Raw genomic sequence first — 19,332 nt, 5'->3', positions numbered from 1 at the left:
TGTTTAAATTAGATACAAAATTACAGATTTTAAATTTTTGATAAAGCAATTGTTGGTTTTATTTTTGTTGAATTAAATAATAATAATTATGAAAAAGTTACACTTTCATAAGATCTAGAAATAGAAAAAATATCTGAAGTTACAGGTTATTTATAGCTATGTGAATAGATAGAAAGAAATGCAGGTAATATTTCTATGAACTTAACTTCTTTCTTCAACATAGAAGATTTAAAAGAAATTGGTATAGAAGTACCTTTTCACTTTTCCAAAAGGAGCTACTGAGTTTGTATTTTACATAACAGATACAGGTTGTTATTTAAGAGATTTTGTAGAAAATATAGGTACTGAATTTGAAGTAAATAAAAAATTACTCAAATATTTTGGCTCTAATAATACTACCTATTATCAATTAATATTAGAAACCTGCATAAAAGTTATTAATGGTATTAATTTAATATCAGATAAAAACTCGCAATTAAAATACATTTATATCTCTAGTGATTTTAATAGAAATATAATATTTATTATTAAAACAGAATTATTACAAAAAAAGAATATGAACTTATTGACAAATAAATACTGTTTTTTTTGTTAAATATAACAAAAAAATAATTTAATTTTGATAATATGATAAAATACATCAAATCTCTATACATTTTATACTTTCTTCTTTTAAATGTTTTTATAACGTTTGGTCAAACCTTTGAAAGAATTTCTAATAAAGAAGGTTTTAATCAAAACACCATTAGTGATATTGAGCAAGATGAATACGGCTTTTTGTGGTATGGTACCCCAAATGGCTTAATAAAGTACGATGGTTATCAATTTAAAACCTATACTACACAATCTAAATCTAACCAAGCCTTAAGTAGTAATTTTATAGCTACACTTTACAATGATAAAAATGGAATTTTATGGATAGGTACCAATCAAGGAGTAGATTTATACATTTCTTCTTTAGAAAAATTTATTAAAATTCCTTTAACAGAGAAGTTTTTAATCACAAAAATAACCCAAGATAGTACAGGCAATATTTGGTTTTCTGGTAAAAATCAATTGTATAAATGTAAGGTTATAGATATAGAAAAAAATGTAATTGAGGTATCTAAAAATCTTTTACCTCCAAATTTTAAAAATAATATATTAGACTTTACTTTTAAAAATAAAGAAACTTTAATTCTTGCTACAGAAGAAGGTTTAACAAAAGTTGTTTTAGATACCGTAAATCAGAAAATAAATTCAACACTTGGTTTTAATTCATTTCTAAATACACCTATAAATACGATTTGTAAGGTTAACGATTTCTTTTTGGTTGGCACAGAAAAAGGAGTTTTTAAAATAGCTATTGATGATAATGATTTACACATCATAAAAGATTTTAATCAACTAACTACTAAACCATACTTAAATAAGGCAGCAAATGTAACCGATATTCTAAATGATAATTTAGGCGTTATTTGGATTGGCACAAAAAATAATGGTTTATATAAATATAATGAAGAGAAAGATGTTTTACAACATTTTAAATATAGCTCTAAAAACAAATTAGGAATTAGCAGTAACCAAATCAATGCATTATATAAAGATGATTTTGATGTTTTATGGATTGGTACAGCTCAAGGAGGAATTAACAAATTAGATATACATCAAAAGAAATTTATAAATTATAGTGATAATCCTTATGACCCTAATTCTTTATCAGGAAATTTAATTACAGCAATTTTAGAAGATAAAAGAGGCGTTTTATGGCTATCTGCCTACAATACACCTTTGTTTAGAAGCACAGTATCAGTAAATGAAAAGACTGTAAATAACCTAAATTTCAAAAACTTAGGCGTAGAAAATTTATTGCAAGAGAAAGATTTTGTAAGATGTTTGTTTGAAGACAAAAACGGATTTATATGGGTAGGTTCCGATTTTTCAGTATTGGTTTATAACCCGAAAACAAATAAGGTTAAAAAAGTAAATTTTATTCATAATAACGCACCTTACTCAGAAATTTCAATTCGGGCAATTTCAGAAACAGATACCAATGAAATCATTTTTTCTGGAAACAAAATTTTGGCTGTAAAAAATCCTTGGAAAGAATTAAGCAAATCTAAAATTAATTTAAATGTAGAATCAATTTATGATTTAGGCTTAAATCGAACAAAAACCATTTTAAAACAGGATAATAATATTTTTTGGTTTGGTACAAATTATGGGTTATTAAAAACCTCTTATACTGATGATAAATTTACGGTTATCAATTATCTTACAAAAAACTCAGATGAGTATAAATTAAGTTACGATAATATATTTTCTTTATATAAAAATGATTCTACACTTTGGGTAGGAACATTTGGTGGTGGTTTAAATAAGATTTCTTTTAATAAAAAGAATGAACCCAACAACATAAAATATTTTAGAAAGAATAATGTTTTGCCAGATGATGCCATTTATGGTATTCTAAAATCTAAAGATTCTGTGCTTTGGTTAAGCACAGATATGGGGTTAGTAAAGTTTAACATGTTAAACGAAGAAGTAAATGTATATGATGTTAGAGATGGTATATCTCAAAACAACTTTAGACAAGGTGCCTATTTTAAGGGAAAATCGGGTTATTTTTATTTTGGTGGTTTAAATGGTTTAACCATTTTTAAACCAGAAGAAATTTTGGAGAACAAACAACCTCCAGAGATTTTAATATCTGGTTTATCTGTAAACAATAACCCTATTAAAATTGGAGAAAAATTCGAAGATAAAGTTGTTTTTGAAAAATCGATTTCAGAAACCGATGAATTTTCAATAAGTGAAAAAGCACAAATTATATCTTTTAATGTAGTTGCAAAACATACCTCTACACCATCTAAAAACAAACTGGCATATAAACTAGAGGGTTTTAATGATACTTGGAATGAAACTGAAGAAGGCAAAGAAGTAATAACCTACACAAATCTTTCTGCAGGAAGTTACAAATTTGAAATAAAAGCAAGTAATGGAGATGGAATTTGGGGTAAAAGCAAAACGTTACAGTTGCATGTATTACCTCCTTGGTATAAGAATATTTGGAGTTTTGTTTTGTTTTTTATAATAATTATTTCAACAATTACTTATGTAATGTTTTATTTCTTAAAACATCAAAAATTAAAAGAACGATTAAAATATGAGGAACTAGACAAGCAAAGAATCGAAATTGTAAACCAAGGGAAATTTAGATATTTCACTAATTTATCTCATGAGTTTAGAACTCCGTTAACATTAATAGCTGGTCCATTAGAACGTGTTATGGAGCAAAACTCAGATTCTTCAAACAACAAGTATTTAGCCATTATCCAAAAAAACACAAAAAGGTTGTTAAGCTTGGTAGATCAACTAATTACCTTTCGTCAAGCAGAACAAGGTTATATAGATTTAAAATTGGTAAAATATACCTTAGGCGATTTTATATACCCAACAACAGAAGCTTTTGAAAATTATGCTTTAGAAAAAAATATTAATTTTTTCTACAAAGTTAATCAACCAAATGAAGAGATTATTATTGATGTAGAAAAAGTAGAACGTATCATTTTTAACTTATTGTCTAATGCTTTTAAAAACACACCTTCACAAGGAACTATTAGTATAGAAGCTGGAATACATTTTAAAGGAAATGAGAAAATAATAGAAATAAATGTAGTTGATTCTGGTAAAGGAATCCCAGAAGAAAAGTTAAACAATATTTTTGAGCGTTTTTATCAATTAGGAAATTCAGAAAGCGATGTTAGTGGTGGTGGTATTGGTTTAGCATTTTGTAAATCTTTAGTAAATATTCTTGAAGGCGATATATCAGCAACAAGTAAACCTGGTGTAGAAACGCGGTTTACAGTGAAAATACCATCAAAAGAACTCAAAGATTTCGATATTAAAACAAGTCAGGAGTCAAAAAAATCTTTTATAAAGAACTGGGTACCATTAACAAGTGATGTCATTAATGAAGAAGATCAACTTTCTAACACTAATAAAAAGAAAGAACATTCTATTCTTGTTGTAGAAAACGAATTAGATGTACAGCATTTCTTATTAAGTACTTTAGGCAATCAATACGAAGTTACAATAGCTAGCAATGGATTAGAAGGTCTTGAAAAAATTAAATTAAAAAACCCAGATTTGGTTATTAGTGACGTAATGATGCCAGAAATGGATGGTTTCGAATTGTGTAACAAAATAAAGTCAGATTCTAAAACATGTCACATTCCTGTATTACTCTTAACTGCATTAGGGGCAAATGAAGATATTGTAAAAGGATTAGAATTTGGCGCAGACGAGTATCTTAGCAAGCCTTTCTCAATTAAACATTTAGAGCTTAGAGTTAGTAAGCTTATAGAAAATAGTATACGCTTAAAAGAATATTTTGCGAAAAATAGTGATTTACCTAAAGAAAAAAATGTAATAGAAATTTCTGCTAAAGACGAAGAGTTTTTAGAGAAAATTATAGAAATTATAGAAAAAAACCTTTCCAATTCTAGTTTTGGTGTAGAAGAACTATCTAAAGAAATTGGTTTAAGTACCTCTCATTTTTATAGAAGACTAAAGCAACTTACAGGACAAGTACCAAATGTATATATAAGAAACTTTAGATTACAACGTGCTGCAAAACTTTTAAGCAGTAATAAAGGGTATAATGTTGCTCAAGTAATGTATCAAATAGGTATAGAATCTAGCTCTTATTTCTCTTCATCTTTTAAAAAGTTACATGGTGTTTCACCATCAGAATATCTTAAAAAACATCGAAACCCCTAGGTTATCGCTTAAAAAGTAGATTTCAGCAATTATATGGGTCAATTGAGCAATAGTTAAAAGTGCTTCTAATTTAATTTTGAGGCACTATTAACTAAAACAATATAATTATGAAATTAAAATTACTAATTCTATTTACACTTTTTGCAGTTGTAAATGCTTTTTCTCAAACTTATACAGTCCATAATATAGATGGTTGTGAAAATGTCATACAAACATTAGCCAACAATGGTGCTGGTTTTACTTATGTTGTAGACAATCCAGATACAAGCTCTGGTAATACTGTAGATCATACAAACGCTAAAGTTTCTCAAATTTCACTGGGTACTAATAATTCAGGTAATGTCTCATTCAAATTGCCTTTCTCAATAGCTGAAGGTAAAGATTTTACTTATTCTATTAAAATATATTCTCCTAGTGCTGGTTCAAATAGTAGTGGATCTGGAAGGTTTGAAATTCGTTTTTTTAATTCTGAAATTGGGATTAGTGGAGCTTCCAGTTATTTAAGACAACGTTTTAACAAGGTAGCTGGATGGCAAGAAATTACAAATACGGTTCCTTTTCCAACTAATAGGCAGACTAATGCAGGTACACAAGTAGATTCATTTGACGCTTTTCAAATATTGCCTGCACAAAGTGCCCCAGCTAAAGATCCAGTAGCGGCTTTAGATGGTATTTATTTTGATGATTTAAAATTTACAGGTGTGGATGATGGTTCTGGAAGTGCTTTTGATATTGCACCTTATTTAGCAGACCCAACAGCAGATTTAGAAACAGGTAATACTTGGTATGCAGAAGAAGGTAAATCAAATGCAACTTTTAATACCTTTAGAATAGCTTATGCTCAAGAGCAAACAACACCAACAATAATAGGTAATACAAATGCAACTGTTACAAAAGTAACAAGGTCTGCGCAAGCTAATCATAATTTACGTTTTTCTGTGGGTGATTTTGATTATACCTCAGCAACTATAAAGCTTAGAATATATCCTGTTTGTACTGATAGTGAAATTATTCCTTTTGTGTTACTTAGATTCAGAAAATCTAATGCTGCAGATAATACAAACCAATTAGAAACAGACGAAATTTATTTACATAGAAATAAGTGGAATGAAATTGAAATTACTAATACAGATTTAACAGGAACACCCATAGGAGATAATTTGTATGATGATATTTTAATGCTTTTTAATAATGATATTGGGAACCCTTCTCCTTCATTAGAATACTTTATAGATTCTTTTCAAGGACCACAAGGAACTACGGTATTTAATGGTACTAATAGTAATGATTGGGCTGATATAGATAACTGGAATTCTGTTGTGCCAAATGCAGCAATAAATACCAGTATTCCAGCATCTCAAACTGTAGTAGTTTCCTCTACAACAGGTGCAGAAGCTAAAGATTTAACAATAGATGGATCTTTAACAGTAGAAAGTGGAGGTTCTTTAATTGTAGATGGTAACTCATCAGGAGACATTACTTATAATGTTGGTGTTTCAGATACTAATTGGCACTTAGTTGGTGCTCCTGTAAGTGGTGAGATTTATAATGATGCTTGGGTTACTGCTAATTCTATTGCTTCTGGACAAGCTAATAACAGAGGAATTGCAATGTACCAAAATGGCGCATTAGATACAGATACAGATGATGGTGGTACAGATACTGCTACTGGTCCATGGGTATACATGCAAGCTGGTGCTTCAGATGCAACTTTTATGAGTGGTACTGGGTATAGTTTACTTAGAACAGCAGGTACAAATTACGCTTTTACAGGAACATATAATGCTACAGAATTTACAACAAGCATAAACCAAGATGAAAGTAATTGGAATTTATTAGCTAACCCTTATTCATCTTATGTATTAGCAAGTGATGTTATAGCTGCAAACACAGTAAATTTAACAGATACACATGAGTTTATCTATGTTTTTGACAATGATAAAGTAGGTGGTGCAGGATATTCTCCTTTAGCAGGTACAGATTATATAGCACCAGGACAAGGATTTTTTGTAAACGCGGCTAACTCGAATGGTAGTAATTTTACAATTCCAAAATCTTTACAAACACATCAAACAGGGGTTACATTCTATAAGAATAGTCCAACCAAAATAAATGTATTAGTTTCTGACGGAACGTTAACTAAAATTACAGAAATAGAATATAGTGCAAACGCAACAACATCTTTAGATAAAGGTATAGATGTTGGTAGTTTTACTGGAGTTCCTTCTTCTTTTGGTATTTATTCTCATTTAGTAACTAACAATGAAGGGGTTGCTTTTATGAAACAATTGTTACCTAATTCAGATTACGATAATATGGTGATTTCTTTAGGTATTAAAGCAGATGCAGGCAAAGAACTTTCATTTACATCAGAAGCACTTAACATACCTGAAGGAGTAAAAGTGTATTTAGAAGATAAAGTTACAAATACATTTAACGAATTAACAGATTCTTCAGTTTATAAAGTTGTATTAGATGAAGCGCTTAATGATGTAGGTCGTTTTTACTTACATACAAAATCTAATGCTTTAAGTGTAGATGATAATGCAACGTTAAATAGTATTAGCATATATAAAACAACTGCTTCTACTTTAAGAATTGCTGGTTTACAACAAGGTGATGCTTCAGTTAAATTGTATAATATTCTTGGTAAACAAGTGTTAAATAGCTCTTTTGAAGCAAATGGAGTAAAAGATATTGCTTTACCACAATTAGCAACTGGTGTTTATATCGTTCAGCTTCAAACAGCATCAGGAAGTTTGAGCAAGAAAATTATTATGGAATAATAAGATAAAAACATATTAGCGAACTCAAAAAATAAAACATTATGAATAAAAATATAGACAACACAAACAATAAAGAACAAGAAATTTCACGTAAAGATGCTATAAAAAAAATAGGAAATTACGGTAAATATGCAGCATTAACAGCACTTGGTACATATATGATTTTAAATCCACAAAAGGCGCAAGCTGCATCAGTTCCTGCAGATCCTGGAACTGGGTTCTAATAAAATGAAATAAATATTGTAACGTACTTAATAGCGTTGCAGAATAGTTATATTAAAGGTAGTGATTAAAAATCACTACCTTTTTTGGTTTTAGATAGTTGTCTTTTGCTTGTATTGCTTCATTTTTGGTCTACATAAAATTAGAGTGAATATCTATTAAATTTCGGTGCAATATGTCCTTAATTTTAATACTGTTGTATGATGAAAAGAACTCCTATTATATTTAATGGCGAGTTTTATTTTATTCGTTTTAGTTAATCTGTAAAATATGACGACTATAGAATTTCTATGAGCTCCATAAGTGTAGCAGCTATCTCATAGCTCCTATCATTATTTAAAAACTCGCTTGTGGTGTAACCTGTTGGAGAATCACTTAAAAACTCAAAAAACGCTAATTTTTAATCCAAAAAGTAGAATTAAGCAAACATATGGGTTAAATAAGCAATGGTAAAAAATGGTTCTTACTTAATTTTGATTTAACAAATTATTAAAGCACCATAAATATTTAAAAATATGCTCAATAAAAATCATCATTTACATTTTCTATTCATTTTCCTCTTTTTTACTCAAAGTGTATTCTTACAAGATGGTAAAGAAAAGCAAGAAAGTATGGATAAAATGTGGGGAGAAACTTCTGTTGTTGATGGAAATATAAGAGAAGGTAGAGGAAAATTTTTTGATGAAAGTAATTTTGGAATGTTTATTCATTGGGGGTTATTCTCAAATTTAGGAGGAAAATGGAAAGGTAAAACCTACTATGGAATTGGTGAGTGGTTAATGAATCCAAGAGTTGCAAATATTCCTCCAAAAGAATATATGGAGGTTGCAAAAGATTTTAATCCAACTAATTTCGATGCCAAAGCAATTGCGCAATTGGCAAAAGATGCTGGTATGAAATATATCATCATCACCAGTAAACATCATGAAGGTTTTGCAATGTTCGATTCTAAAGTAAGTGATTTTAATATTGTTGATGCTACGCCATTTGCTAGAGATCCAATGAAAGAGTTATCTAAAGCTTGTCATGATTTAGGTCTTGGTTTTGGTTTTTACTACTCTCATAACCAAGATTGGACAGCACCAGGAGGAACCAATGGTCCACAAACCTATGATGATGGTTCTGAAGCTTCTTTTAAAGAATATTTTTATAAGAAGTGTAAACCTCAAGTAAAAGAAATTTGCACAAACTATGGGGAAATCGATTTCGTTTGGTTCGATACACCAGGTGGAATGAAAAAAGAATATGTAGTAGAATTAGCAGAAATGGTAAGAGAATTACAACCAAATGCTATGATGTCTAGCAGAGTAGGCTATGGTTTAGGAGATTATTTAACTCATGGTGATATGGAAGTGCCCGCAAAAAATTTAGATGTTTTATGGGAAAGTTGCGATACCAATAACGATTCTTGGTCTTATGCTTGGTATGATAATAATTTTAAAAGTCCTAGAGAAATATTACATAGATTAATTTCTACTGTTGGACGTGGAGGGACGTATTTGTTTAACATAGGACCTAATGCTTCAGGAGCAGTGCCAAAAATTGGAGTACAATTTTTAGAAGAAGCTGGTAAATGGATCAAGAAATATCCTCAGGTTGTTTATGGTGCAGGAAGTTCACCTTGGGGGCATGCATTTCCTTGGGGAGATGTTACTACCAGAGATAAATCAATGTTTTTATCTGTATTTAACTGGCCACAAGATGGTAAATTATACCTACCAGGTTTAGAAAACGAAATTATATCAGCAAAAATTTTAGGCACAGATAAAACTGAAAATTTAAAATTTACCAAGAAAAAAGGTTGGTTCGTTTTTGATGTTCCTTATAAAATTCCAGATAATCCTGTTTCTGTCATTGAAGTTGTTTTAAAAGATAATGCAAAAGATTTAAAAGTTGAAAAAGCTTTGGGCATTTATCCAAATATAGAAACCGAGTGTTTAGTAGAGTTTGCAGAAGTAAATAATGCAACCAAAAAACACATTAGATGGATGGAAAAATTTGGGGAGTGGAAAAAAGTAAATCAAGTAAGTAATTGGGGTAAAAGTAGTACAGCCTCTTTTACTGTAAATGTACTAGAATCAGGGTATTATTATTTAGACTTAAATTATAAAGGCGAAGGTAGATTAGTTTGGAAAACAACTACAGATGAAGGTGTTGTAGTGCAAAACCAACAAGCAGCAACAGAAAAATATAATGCCTATTCAATGGGTATACTAGAATTTAAAACTACAGGAAAACATACTGTGTCAGTTTCTTTGGTGGAAGGAGATCCTGATACATCAAGCTTAAAATCAATAATTATAAAACCAATAAATTAACGTAAAACAATCACAGTAAGTAGTATTTAAATCAATAATTAACAATCAACAATAATTAAATTATGAAAAAACTTTTATTTGCATTTATGGCTACTTTATCTTTAGCTGTTTTTTCTCAAAAAACAATTACGGGTAATGTAACAGATAATACAGGTAACCCACTCCCAGGAGCAAGCATACTTGAAAAAGGTACATCAAATGGTGTACAATCAGATTTTGATGGAAATTTTTCTATTAAAGTTGCAAATGAAAATTCTGTATTAGAAATTTCATACATAGGCTATGCAAAAAAAGAAATTCGCGTTAGCAACCAAACTAAACTAAGCATTCAGTTAGAAGAAGATGCTGCAAGTTTAGATGAAATAGTAATTATAGGTTATGGTTCTGTTAAGAAGAAAAACTTGGTAGGTTCTGTATCTACAGTAGATGCAGAAAAAGCGTATTTAGCACCAACTGCAAATTTAGATAATGGACTTCAAGGAAGAGCAGCAGGTGTTCAAGTTACTTCTTCTAGTGGAGCTCCTGGTAGTGCTCCAGTAATTGTAATTCGTGGAGGAAACTCAATTACAGGAGGTAATAATCCTTTATATGTAGTAGATGGCTTTGTTGGCGCAGATAATATATCATCAATAAACCCTAATGATATAGAATCTATGCAAATATTAAAAGACGCATCTCAAACTGCAATTTATGGTGCTAGAGGTACAAATGGTGTAATCCTTATTACAACTAAGAAAGGTAAATTGGGTAAACCTGTAGTAAACTTAAGTATTTCTTCAGGTATACAAACATTGCCTAATGAATTAAATGTGCAATCACCAATAGAATTTGCTACATGGATGAATAATATTGCTCCAGATCAAAATAATTTACCTTTTGATTTAAGTACAGATATACCTGAAACATCAACAAATTGGCAAAAAGAGCTAACAAGACCAGCTGTTTTATCTGATTACCAACTATCCGTAAGTGGTGGTAGTGATTTTGTAAAATACTATGTTTCAGGAGGCATTTTAACTCAAGAAGGTATTGTAAAAGGATCTGGTTTTGATAGGTTTAGTTTACGATCTAATGTAGATTTTAAATTATCGCAAAAGTTTAAAGCAGGTATTAATTTGTCTCTTTCTAGAACTGTTAGAGAAAATAATACTGTTGGTTTTACACAATTAATTAGAGAAGATCCTTCTAAACCTATTTATGATGATGAAGGCAACTATTTTATTGGTGATAATCCTTTGTTAGGAAGCCAAACAGGACACTTGTTAGCAGATGCTTTATTAGATGAAGATACTACTACTTTAGATAAAATTTTTATCAATACTTATGTTCAAGGTAACTTCTTTGATAACAAATTAATATGGAAATCTACATTTGGAGGAGACTTTGTGAATAACAAACGTCATCGTTTTACACCTTCAACCAATCCTAGTTTCATCATGAATGCTAATAGATTGGCTCAAGCAAGGATTACAAGATCTAATAACGAAGAATTTTTAAATGAAAATACATTAAACTTTACTGAAACATTTGGAGACCATTCTATTAATATTTTAGCAGGTGCTTCGTTTCAAACAGCAAATAGTGAAAATGTTAATATAACAGCAAACGATATACCAAGTGATGGTGTAGGTGTAAATGCCATTCAGTTAGCATCATCTGAGGGTGTTTCAATTTCTTCTGGTTATGGAGAGGTACATAACTTAGGTGTATTTGGTAGAATTAATTACATATATAAAGATAAATATATCTTTAATGCATCTCTTAGAAGAGATGGTAAATCAAGTTTAGGAATCAATGAAAAGTATACAAACTTTCCATCAGCATCTTTTGCTTGGAAAGTAAAAGAAGAATCTTTTATGCAAGATGTAGAGGCTATAGATGATCTTAAGTTAAGAGTAAATTATGGTAGAACAGGAAATTCTGGAGTAGCTGCTTTTGTTACCATTGCAAATTATGGAATAGATGGTTCAACGATTCTTGTAAACGGAGCAACAGTTCCTGGTGTAACTCAAGGCCAAATTGCAAAGCCAGATTTAGGATGGGAAATTACAGATCAATTTGATGCAGGTTTAGAAATTTCTTTATTTAATAGAAGACTTACTGCAGAAGTAGATGTTTATTACAAAAAAACAAAAGATTTATTATTAGCAGAAAAAGTACCAGAATTTACTGGAGAGGCAACCTTATTAACCAATGTTGGTGCTGTTGAAAACAAGGGTGTTGATGTAACTTTAAGTGGAAAAATAATTGAAACAGAAAACTTTCAATGGGATGCTACTCTAAATATTTCTACTTTTAAAAATAAAGTATTAGATCTTGGACAAAGTGAATTTCTAGCTGGAAATAGATTAGGAGCTCCTGCAAATGATGAAAGTAGTAGGTTAATAGTTGGTCAACCTGTTGGGATATTTTGGGGAGCTAATTATTTAGGCATTGATCCTGATACAGGTGATGCTATTTTCGAAGATATTAATGGTCCTGATGGAGTTCCTGATGGTATTTATGAACCAGAATATGATGATCAAATAATAGGAAATGCAAACCCTGATTTTTTTGGAGGACTTCAAACTAACTTTAGATATAAAAATTTCGATTTAGCAGCATTCTTTGCTTTTAGTGTTGGTAATGACGGTTATAGTGAAGAGTTTTTTAGAGTAAATGAAATTACGGTGAACAGTTTTGCATCAATCCGTAATAATATGTATTCTGTTAATAATACAGAAAATGCACTATATCCAGCCTTTGGAAGTCAAAATTATGATCTTTCAAGTAGTTTGTATGTTCAAGATGCCAGTTATTTAAGATTAAGTACTTTGCAATTAGGTTATAATTTACCTTCTGATTTAATTAAAGGTTTAGATAAACTTAGAATTTATGCTACAGGAAATAACCTTTTCATATTAAAATCTAATGATTATATAGGTTTTGATCCTGATGTAAGCTCAGGAAACGCTGGTCAACTAGAAAGAGGCTTTGATGCGATAGCCTATCCACAAAACAGGTCTGTACTTTTAGGACTTAATGTTAGTTTCTAATACAAATTATAATCACTAAAACACTTAAAATGAAAAATATAAAAATAATCAAAGTTTTAATAATTGCCTTTTTGGGCATATTTACTAGTTGTAATGATTTTTTGGATGAAGACCCAAAAGGTTTATTAACTCCTGAAACATTCTTTCAGAATGAAGCTGAAGCAACCTTAGCCTTAAACAAGCTAAATGAAGGTGTAGCTAGTGCAGGATTTCTTTTTTCTTTAGGAACAGATCTAGTTGTTTCTGGTAGAATAACGCTAGCAGCTGCACATCGTTTTGGTGCTTACGATTTTGATGTTACTGATAATAGATTAAAATGGCTTACCCAGTATACAAATATTAAAGATGCTAATTTAGTCTTGTCAAGTATAGAAAAATCTCCTTTGTCAGATGCTGTTAAAGGAAATGTAACTGCACAAGCACTTTTTTTTAGAGCATTTCAATATGTAAATCTTGTTACCACTTATGGAGATGTTCCTTACTGGAGAGATGAATTAACTAATCTTGAAGAACTTTCATTAATTGGGCAAACGGATGGTACTCTAATTCTTCAAGACATGATTACAGATTTAGATAATGCTATTAAATCTGGTACTTTATCTACAGACACTTGGGGTAATAATGATGGTAGACCAACAGTTTGGGCTGCACGTATGTTAAAAGCTCATGCACATATTTGGTTAAAACAATGGGCTGAAGCACGTACAGAATTGCTTGAAGTAACTGCTAATTCTCCACATCAAATGAATAATGATTATGCAGACAAGTACAGGGAAGGAAATGAAGTTCATTCAGAAATTATTTTTGGTAAACAATACCTAACAAATGTATTGTCTACTAATAATACAACAGCAAGACCAAACTTAGCTGCAGATAGAACAGCAAGAGCAGCGTTTAACGAAGTTGGTATTACAAATGGTTCAGCTGCTTTTAGTTTAAGAAAGAGTTTTGCAGATTCTTATGATGATAATGATGAAAGAAAGCAATATAATGTGTGGAGTAGTCATACACTAGCTTCTAATGGAACTACAATCGATTTTGCTTATATCCATGTGCCAAAGTTAATGAGAGGACCTGTGCCAACCAGCGACCCATTGTTTTTAGAAGAAGAAGCTAGAAACAACTCAAGTGCACCAGCTCGTATATTTTTATTGGCAGACGCTTATTTATTGCTTGCAGAGGCAGATTTTATGATAAATGGAGGTACAAGTCAAGTTGCACTTGATGCAATTAATCAAGTAAGAGGTAGAACTGCTTTACCAGACTATAATTCAATAACAATTCAAGATATTAGAAATGAACGTGCATGGGAATTAGTAGGAGAAGGTTATTGGGGCAGAAAAAGAGATTTAATTCGCTGGGGAATTTTAGATGATACTGTAAAAGGGTTACCAGCAGCAGAAACAGCTGCAGGTGCTACAGCAGAATTAATTGCACGTGCGCAGGCTGAAGCAGATATTATTGCAAATGCTCCAGCTAATAGATATACACAATATCCTGTGCCAATAGATGACATTTTACAAAGTCAAGCTGTGGGTGGTGCACTAGTTCAAAATCCTTTATGGGAGTAAATTTAGTTGTATGGTGGTTGAATATTTTACAAAGTAACGTCCCTGATTAAAATTGATCATTTTATGCATCGGAATGTTGTTGTAAATAAACCCAAAAACAAGAATTAAACCACTATTAGAAAGTTGAAATACTGATAAAAAATAAAATAAATGATAAAATTTAACAACTGTATAGTTTTAGTAGCCACCCTAATTTTAGGTGTTTCTTGTAAAACAGAAAAACCTGAAGCAGTAACTAAAAAACCAAACGTAATTATTGTAATTACAGACGATCAAGGTTATGGAGATTTAGGGCATACAGGTAACAAGATTATTAAAACCCCTACTATAGATAAGTTTGCTGCCCAATCTGTTAGTTTAACCAATTATCACGTAGGTACAACTTGCGCGCCAACGCGTGCCGGAATTTTAACGGGTAGAAATTCTAATAGAAATGGAGTTTGGCATACGATTATGGGCGCTTCTTTATTAAATAGAGAAGAAGTAACAATGGCAGATGTTTTTAAAGAAAATGGTTACGAAACAGGTATGTTTGGTAAATGGCATTTAGGTGATAATCATCCATTTTTACCAGAAGATCGCGGATTTGACAACGCATTTTATCACGGAGGTGGTGGTGTTGGGCAAACTCCAGATTACTGGAACAACGATTATTTTGATGATACGTATTTTAGAAATGGGGTGCCAGAAAAAGTAGAAGGCTATTGCACAGACGTTTGGTTTAATGAGGCCATTCAATTTATAGAAAGCAAAAAAGACGATCAGTTTTTATGTTATTTAAGCTTGAATGCGCCTCATTCTCCTTTTAATGTTCCTCAAGAATATTATGATTTATATAAAGACGAAGAAGGTTTATTAGAAACTCAAAAACGTTTTTATGGAATGATTACCAATATTGATGATAATTTTTCGAAACTATTAAAGAAATTAGATGATCTAGAAATAGCAGATAATACCATCGTAATTTTTACTACAGATAATGGAACATCTAATGGTTATAAAACAGATAAAGAAGGAAAAATCTATGGTTACAATGCAAAAATGCGTGGTACAAAAGCTAGCGAATACGAAGGTGGCCATAGAGTTCCTTTTATTATTAGATGGCCAAATGGAAAATTAGAAGCAGGAAAATCATTATCAGATTTAACTGCTCATGTAGACGTTTTACCCACCTTAACTTCTTTAGCAGGTATTGATTTTACTTCTGATAAAGTTATGGACGGAACAAATATTGATTCTTACCTATTAGGAAAATCAGAAATTGCAGATCGTTACTTAGTAACAGACACACAACGTATTTCTTGGCCTGTAAAAGGTAAACAAAGTTGTGTTATGGATGGAAACTGGAGACTGGTAAATGGTGATGAATTATATGATTTATCAAAAGATCCAGGACAAACAAAAAACTTGGCAGCTCAGTATCCAGAAAAAGTAACAAGTATGAATACTTTTTACAATACTTGGTGGGATAGTGTTATTGCAGAAACAAAATATTCTACGATAGATTTAGGCGAAGAAGAAATAGAAGTAATCACTTGTCATGATGCAAGAACAATTGATTATTTCCCTCCTTGGAATCAAAGAAAAATAAGAGAAGGCAAACCAATGAAGCCAGCACCATTCTTTGTGAATTTTGTAAAACCAGGTAATTATATATTTAAACTAAGACGTTGGCCAATGGAAAGTGGCGTGGCTTTAGGCGCTGAAATAAATGATGCAATACAAGAAACATCAACTTCAGATCCTCGTATTAAAGGAAAGGCAATGAAATTTAAAAAAGCTTTCCTAAAAATAGGCGATAAAGCTGTTTCTGTAAATGTAGATAATACCGCTAAATCTGCAGATCTTGAATTTAAAGTTAAAGAAAAAGGAAAAACTGAGTTATTAGCTTGGTTTGAAATGGAAGATGGAACATTAAGTAATGCATTTTATGTGAATGTAGAAAATAGTAACAAATAGTAATAACAAAAATAATAGCAATTAAAAAACGTAAAAAATGAAAAAAATTTTAGCAATAGTATTTGTAATGTGTTTAACATTATCAGCAACAGCTCAAAAGAAAAAAAAGAAACCTGCAAATAACGACTGTTATTTAACAGAAGCCACAACTACATTTGATTTGTCAGAGGACAAAAAAAGTGAATTAAATGAACTTTTAGTACAAGCTTCAAAAGATCGTGCTGCAATTAAAAAAGGCGTTAAGGCAGGAGAAATTACAAAAGATCAGGTTAAAGGAAAAACTAGAGGAGTTAATCGTAAATATTTTAGTGATTTAGCTAAATTAACAGGGAAGTCTAAAAAAGAGGTGATGACTTTTGTTAAAGAAGTTGGAAGTAAATGTAAAAAGAAAAAGAAAAAAAAGAAACAAGAATAACATTCAAAAACAACTCTAAATACCATTGTTAAAAAATGAAAATTATATTTTTTAATATAAAAATCTATCAAGTTTTTACAATACTAGTTTTAAACTTACTATTTCTTGCAACTTCTGTTGCGCAAGAAATAGTAAGTTATACAAAAGTAGATCCCAAAACAGAATTTCAAAAACTAGATGGAAATTCTAATGGAGAACTAGATGTTACAGAAATATTCCAGATTTGGAAACAGTTAAGAAAGTTTGATGCCAATAAAAATAAAAAGATAGATTTCGAAGAATTTTCAAAATTTGAAATTCCACATTTAAAAACCAATGGAAAGAAAAATTTAAATATTAAATACAAAACTACTGAGGCAGAAGATTTGTATTTAGATATTTATTATCCATCACAAAATGCTTTAAATGGCAAAAAATTTCCAGTTGTTTTTTATACACATGGAGGAGGCTGGTTTAATGGTAGTAAAGAAAACATTGTAAGAAATCCTGTAGCATTACCTTTTTACAAACTTTTGGAGCATGGTTTTGCTGTGGTATCTGTAAATTATAGATTAACTAGAAGAAAAACGGTATTGATGCGTGATTGTGTAATTGATGCAATGGATGCTTTACGTTTTCTATCAAAAAATAGTGATGAATATGCTCTAGATATGAATAAAGTATATCCTATTGGTGATTCTGCAGGAGGTCATATTGCTCAGATGATAACATTGGCAAATCCAGAAAACTTTAAAGGAGATAAAAAACTTCAAGGAAATTCTTATAAAATTGTTGCTGGTATTTCCTGGTATGGTCCATCAGATTTTACCATCAAAAAATTATTTGAAACTACAGACAAAACAAAAAACCCAGATAGATTTAGTTCAAGAATTACAAAAACAGAAAAGAATAAATCTAAAATAGATAAAATGTATAAGGAAATGAGTCCTATTTTTTATCTAACAAAATATAGCCCTCCTTTATTTATAATGGCAGCAGATAACGACACAACAATACCTGTTGGGCATGCCTATCACATAAAAAAGAAAGCAGATGAAATAAATGCTACTGTAGGTTTATTTATCGTAAAAAATGCAGGTCATAATTGGCGAAAAGCAGGTGGCAAAATAGATCCAACACTAGAAGTAATCACTCAAAAAACAGTTGACTTCTTTTTAAAATACAAACAATAAAAATTTAATATTAACAATAAAAATTAATACATCATGAAAAAAAATTACATGTTAAAAACAATTAAAACGAGTATAGCAATTTTTGCTATTTTACTAGGATTTTCACAAGTGAATGCCCAAACAGCAACTGCATATCCGACAGATTTAAAACCTATAGTAAGTACCGTTTATGCTACTGGAGCAATAACTGTGGTATCTGATGAAATCGCATTAGAAGGAACAACCTTTAAAATTCAAGCGACTATAACTCCTGCTTCAACAGCAGTTGATCCTTTTATTGAGAGTAATGCCACTAGTGTTTGGGGTGTTAATAATGCTCAATTTAATGGTCAATTAGCAGAGTCTGCAGTAATAAATTCTATAAGTATTGTAGATTTTAATGCTAATGGAACTGATTATTCTGATAGCGCAATTTCAAACTTACACTTTAGTGGAATTAGTTTTAGTGGGGCTCAGGGTCATGCTAGAGATAACGTTGGAATTGTTGTTGATGGAGCAAATGCAGGTAGTTTTGAAACGGGGAAAACTGCAGTTTCTGATACAACAATTACATTTGGTACTGAATATTTTAATGCAGCGTCTACTGAAGCGGGTTCTACTCCAGGTACAGGAATTACTGTAGGTAGTGCTGGTGATGTAACTAGTATAACAGTAAACTCAGGAACAGAGTCTACATCTTTTAGAAACGCTTGGTCTGTGGTAAATATTATTGCTACTTATACTTTTACAACAAGTGCTACTGCTTCTTTAGAAGAAGTTAAAAATGATGCTTTATCAATTTACCCTACACTTGTAGATGATACCTTTTCTGTAAATAAAGCATTTGAAACATTACAACTATTTGATCTTACTGGTAAAACAGTAAAAACATTTAATTCTTCAGATATTTTAGAAGTGTCAGGTCTTAATAAAGGTTTGTATATCGTAAAAATACAATCTGCTACAGGTGGAATATCTACGAGTAAAATGATTGTTAAGTAGTTTAAAAAACTGCTTTGTATGCATATTAGATGCATAAATATTGCTTAATATTTTAATATAAATTTTTATAAATATCATTTTAAATGATAAAAAATAAAATTATCATATTTAT

The 19,332-nt window shown here is 30.6% G+C and carries 10 protein-coding genes; all 10 read left to right on the top strand.

Going from position 1 to position 19,332, the window contains the following annotated elements:
* Nucleotides 1-627: 627 nt before the first annotated feature.
* The 10 genes from KO506_RS08215 to KO506_RS08170 all read left to right on the top strand — a co-directional run bounded on the left by KO506_RS08215 (nt 628) and on the right by KO506_RS08170 (nt 19,220).
* Nucleotides 628-4,761, top strand: coding sequence for a hybrid sensor histidine kinase/response regulator transcription factor (locus KO506_RS08215; protein ID WP_215994413.1), 4,134 nt, complete (start codon nt 628-630; stop codon nt 4,759-4,761).
* 107 nt (nt 4,762-4,868) lie between these two features.
* A complete protein-coding gene (locus KO506_RS08210) occupies nt 4,869-7,547 on the top strand; it encodes a T9SS type A sorting domain-containing protein (protein WP_215994412.1) in 2,679 nt (892 codons plus the stop codon).
* Nucleotides 7,548-7,588: 41 nt separating this feature from the next.
* Nucleotides 7,589-7,771, top strand: a complete 183-nt coding sequence (locus KO506_RS08205) for a hypothetical protein (protein ID WP_215994411.1) — start codon at nt 7,589-7,591, stop codon at nt 7,769-7,771.
* Between the two features lie 513 nt (nt 7,772-8,284).
* On the top strand, nt 8,285-10,087 hold the full coding sequence (locus tag KO506_RS08200; RefSeq protein WP_215994410.1) for an alpha-L-fucosidase: 1,803 nt from the start codon (nt 8,285-8,287) through the stop codon (nt 10,085-10,087).
* A gap of 62 nt (nt 10,088-10,149) precedes the next feature.
* A complete protein-coding gene (locus KO506_RS08195) occupies nt 10,150-13,122 on the top strand; it encodes a SusC/RagA family TonB-linked outer membrane protein (protein WP_215994409.1) in 2,973 nt (990 codons plus the stop codon).
* Between the two features lie 29 nt (nt 13,123-13,151).
* The gene (locus tag KO506_RS08190; RefSeq protein WP_215994408.1) at nt 13,152-14,693 is read left to right on the top strand and encodes a RagB/SusD family nutrient uptake outer membrane protein; all 1,542 of its coding nucleotides are present in this window, start codon (nt 13,152-13,154) and stop codon (nt 14,691-14,693) included.
* Between the two features lie 150 nt (nt 14,694-14,843).
* Nucleotides 14,844-16,652, top strand: a complete 1,809-nt coding sequence (locus KO506_RS08185; RefSeq protein WP_215994407.1) for an arylsulfatase — start codon at nt 14,844-14,846, stop codon at nt 16,650-16,652.
* 37 nt (nt 16,653-16,689) lie between these two features.
* Nucleotides 16,690-17,067 (top strand): hypothetical protein, encoded by a 378-nt coding sequence (locus KO506_RS08180; RefSeq protein WP_215994406.1) that lies wholly within the window; start codon nt 16,690-16,692, stop codon nt 17,065-17,067.
* A gap of 35 nt (nt 17,068-17,102) precedes the next feature.
* Complete coding sequence (locus KO506_RS08175) at nt 17,103-18,239, top strand: alpha/beta hydrolase fold domain-containing protein (protein ID WP_215994405.1); 1,137 nt, start codon at nt 17,103-17,105, stop codon at nt 18,237-18,239.
* 33 nt (nt 18,240-18,272) lie between these two features.
* Nucleotides 18,273-19,220, top strand: a complete 948-nt coding sequence (locus KO506_RS08170) for a T9SS type A sorting domain-containing protein (RefSeq protein ID WP_215994404.1) — start codon at nt 18,273-18,275, stop codon at nt 19,218-19,220.
* Nucleotides 19,221-19,332 lie beyond the last annotated feature (112 nt).

It is taken from the genome of Polaribacter vadi, assembly GCF_018861005.1.
GTDB classification, from domain to species: Bacteria; Bacteroidota; Bacteroidia; order Flavobacteriales; family Flavobacteriaceae; genus Polaribacter; species Polaribacter vadi_A.
Note: the sequence above shows the minus strand (reverse complement) of the source record. Positions and strands in the feature narration are given on the sequence as shown.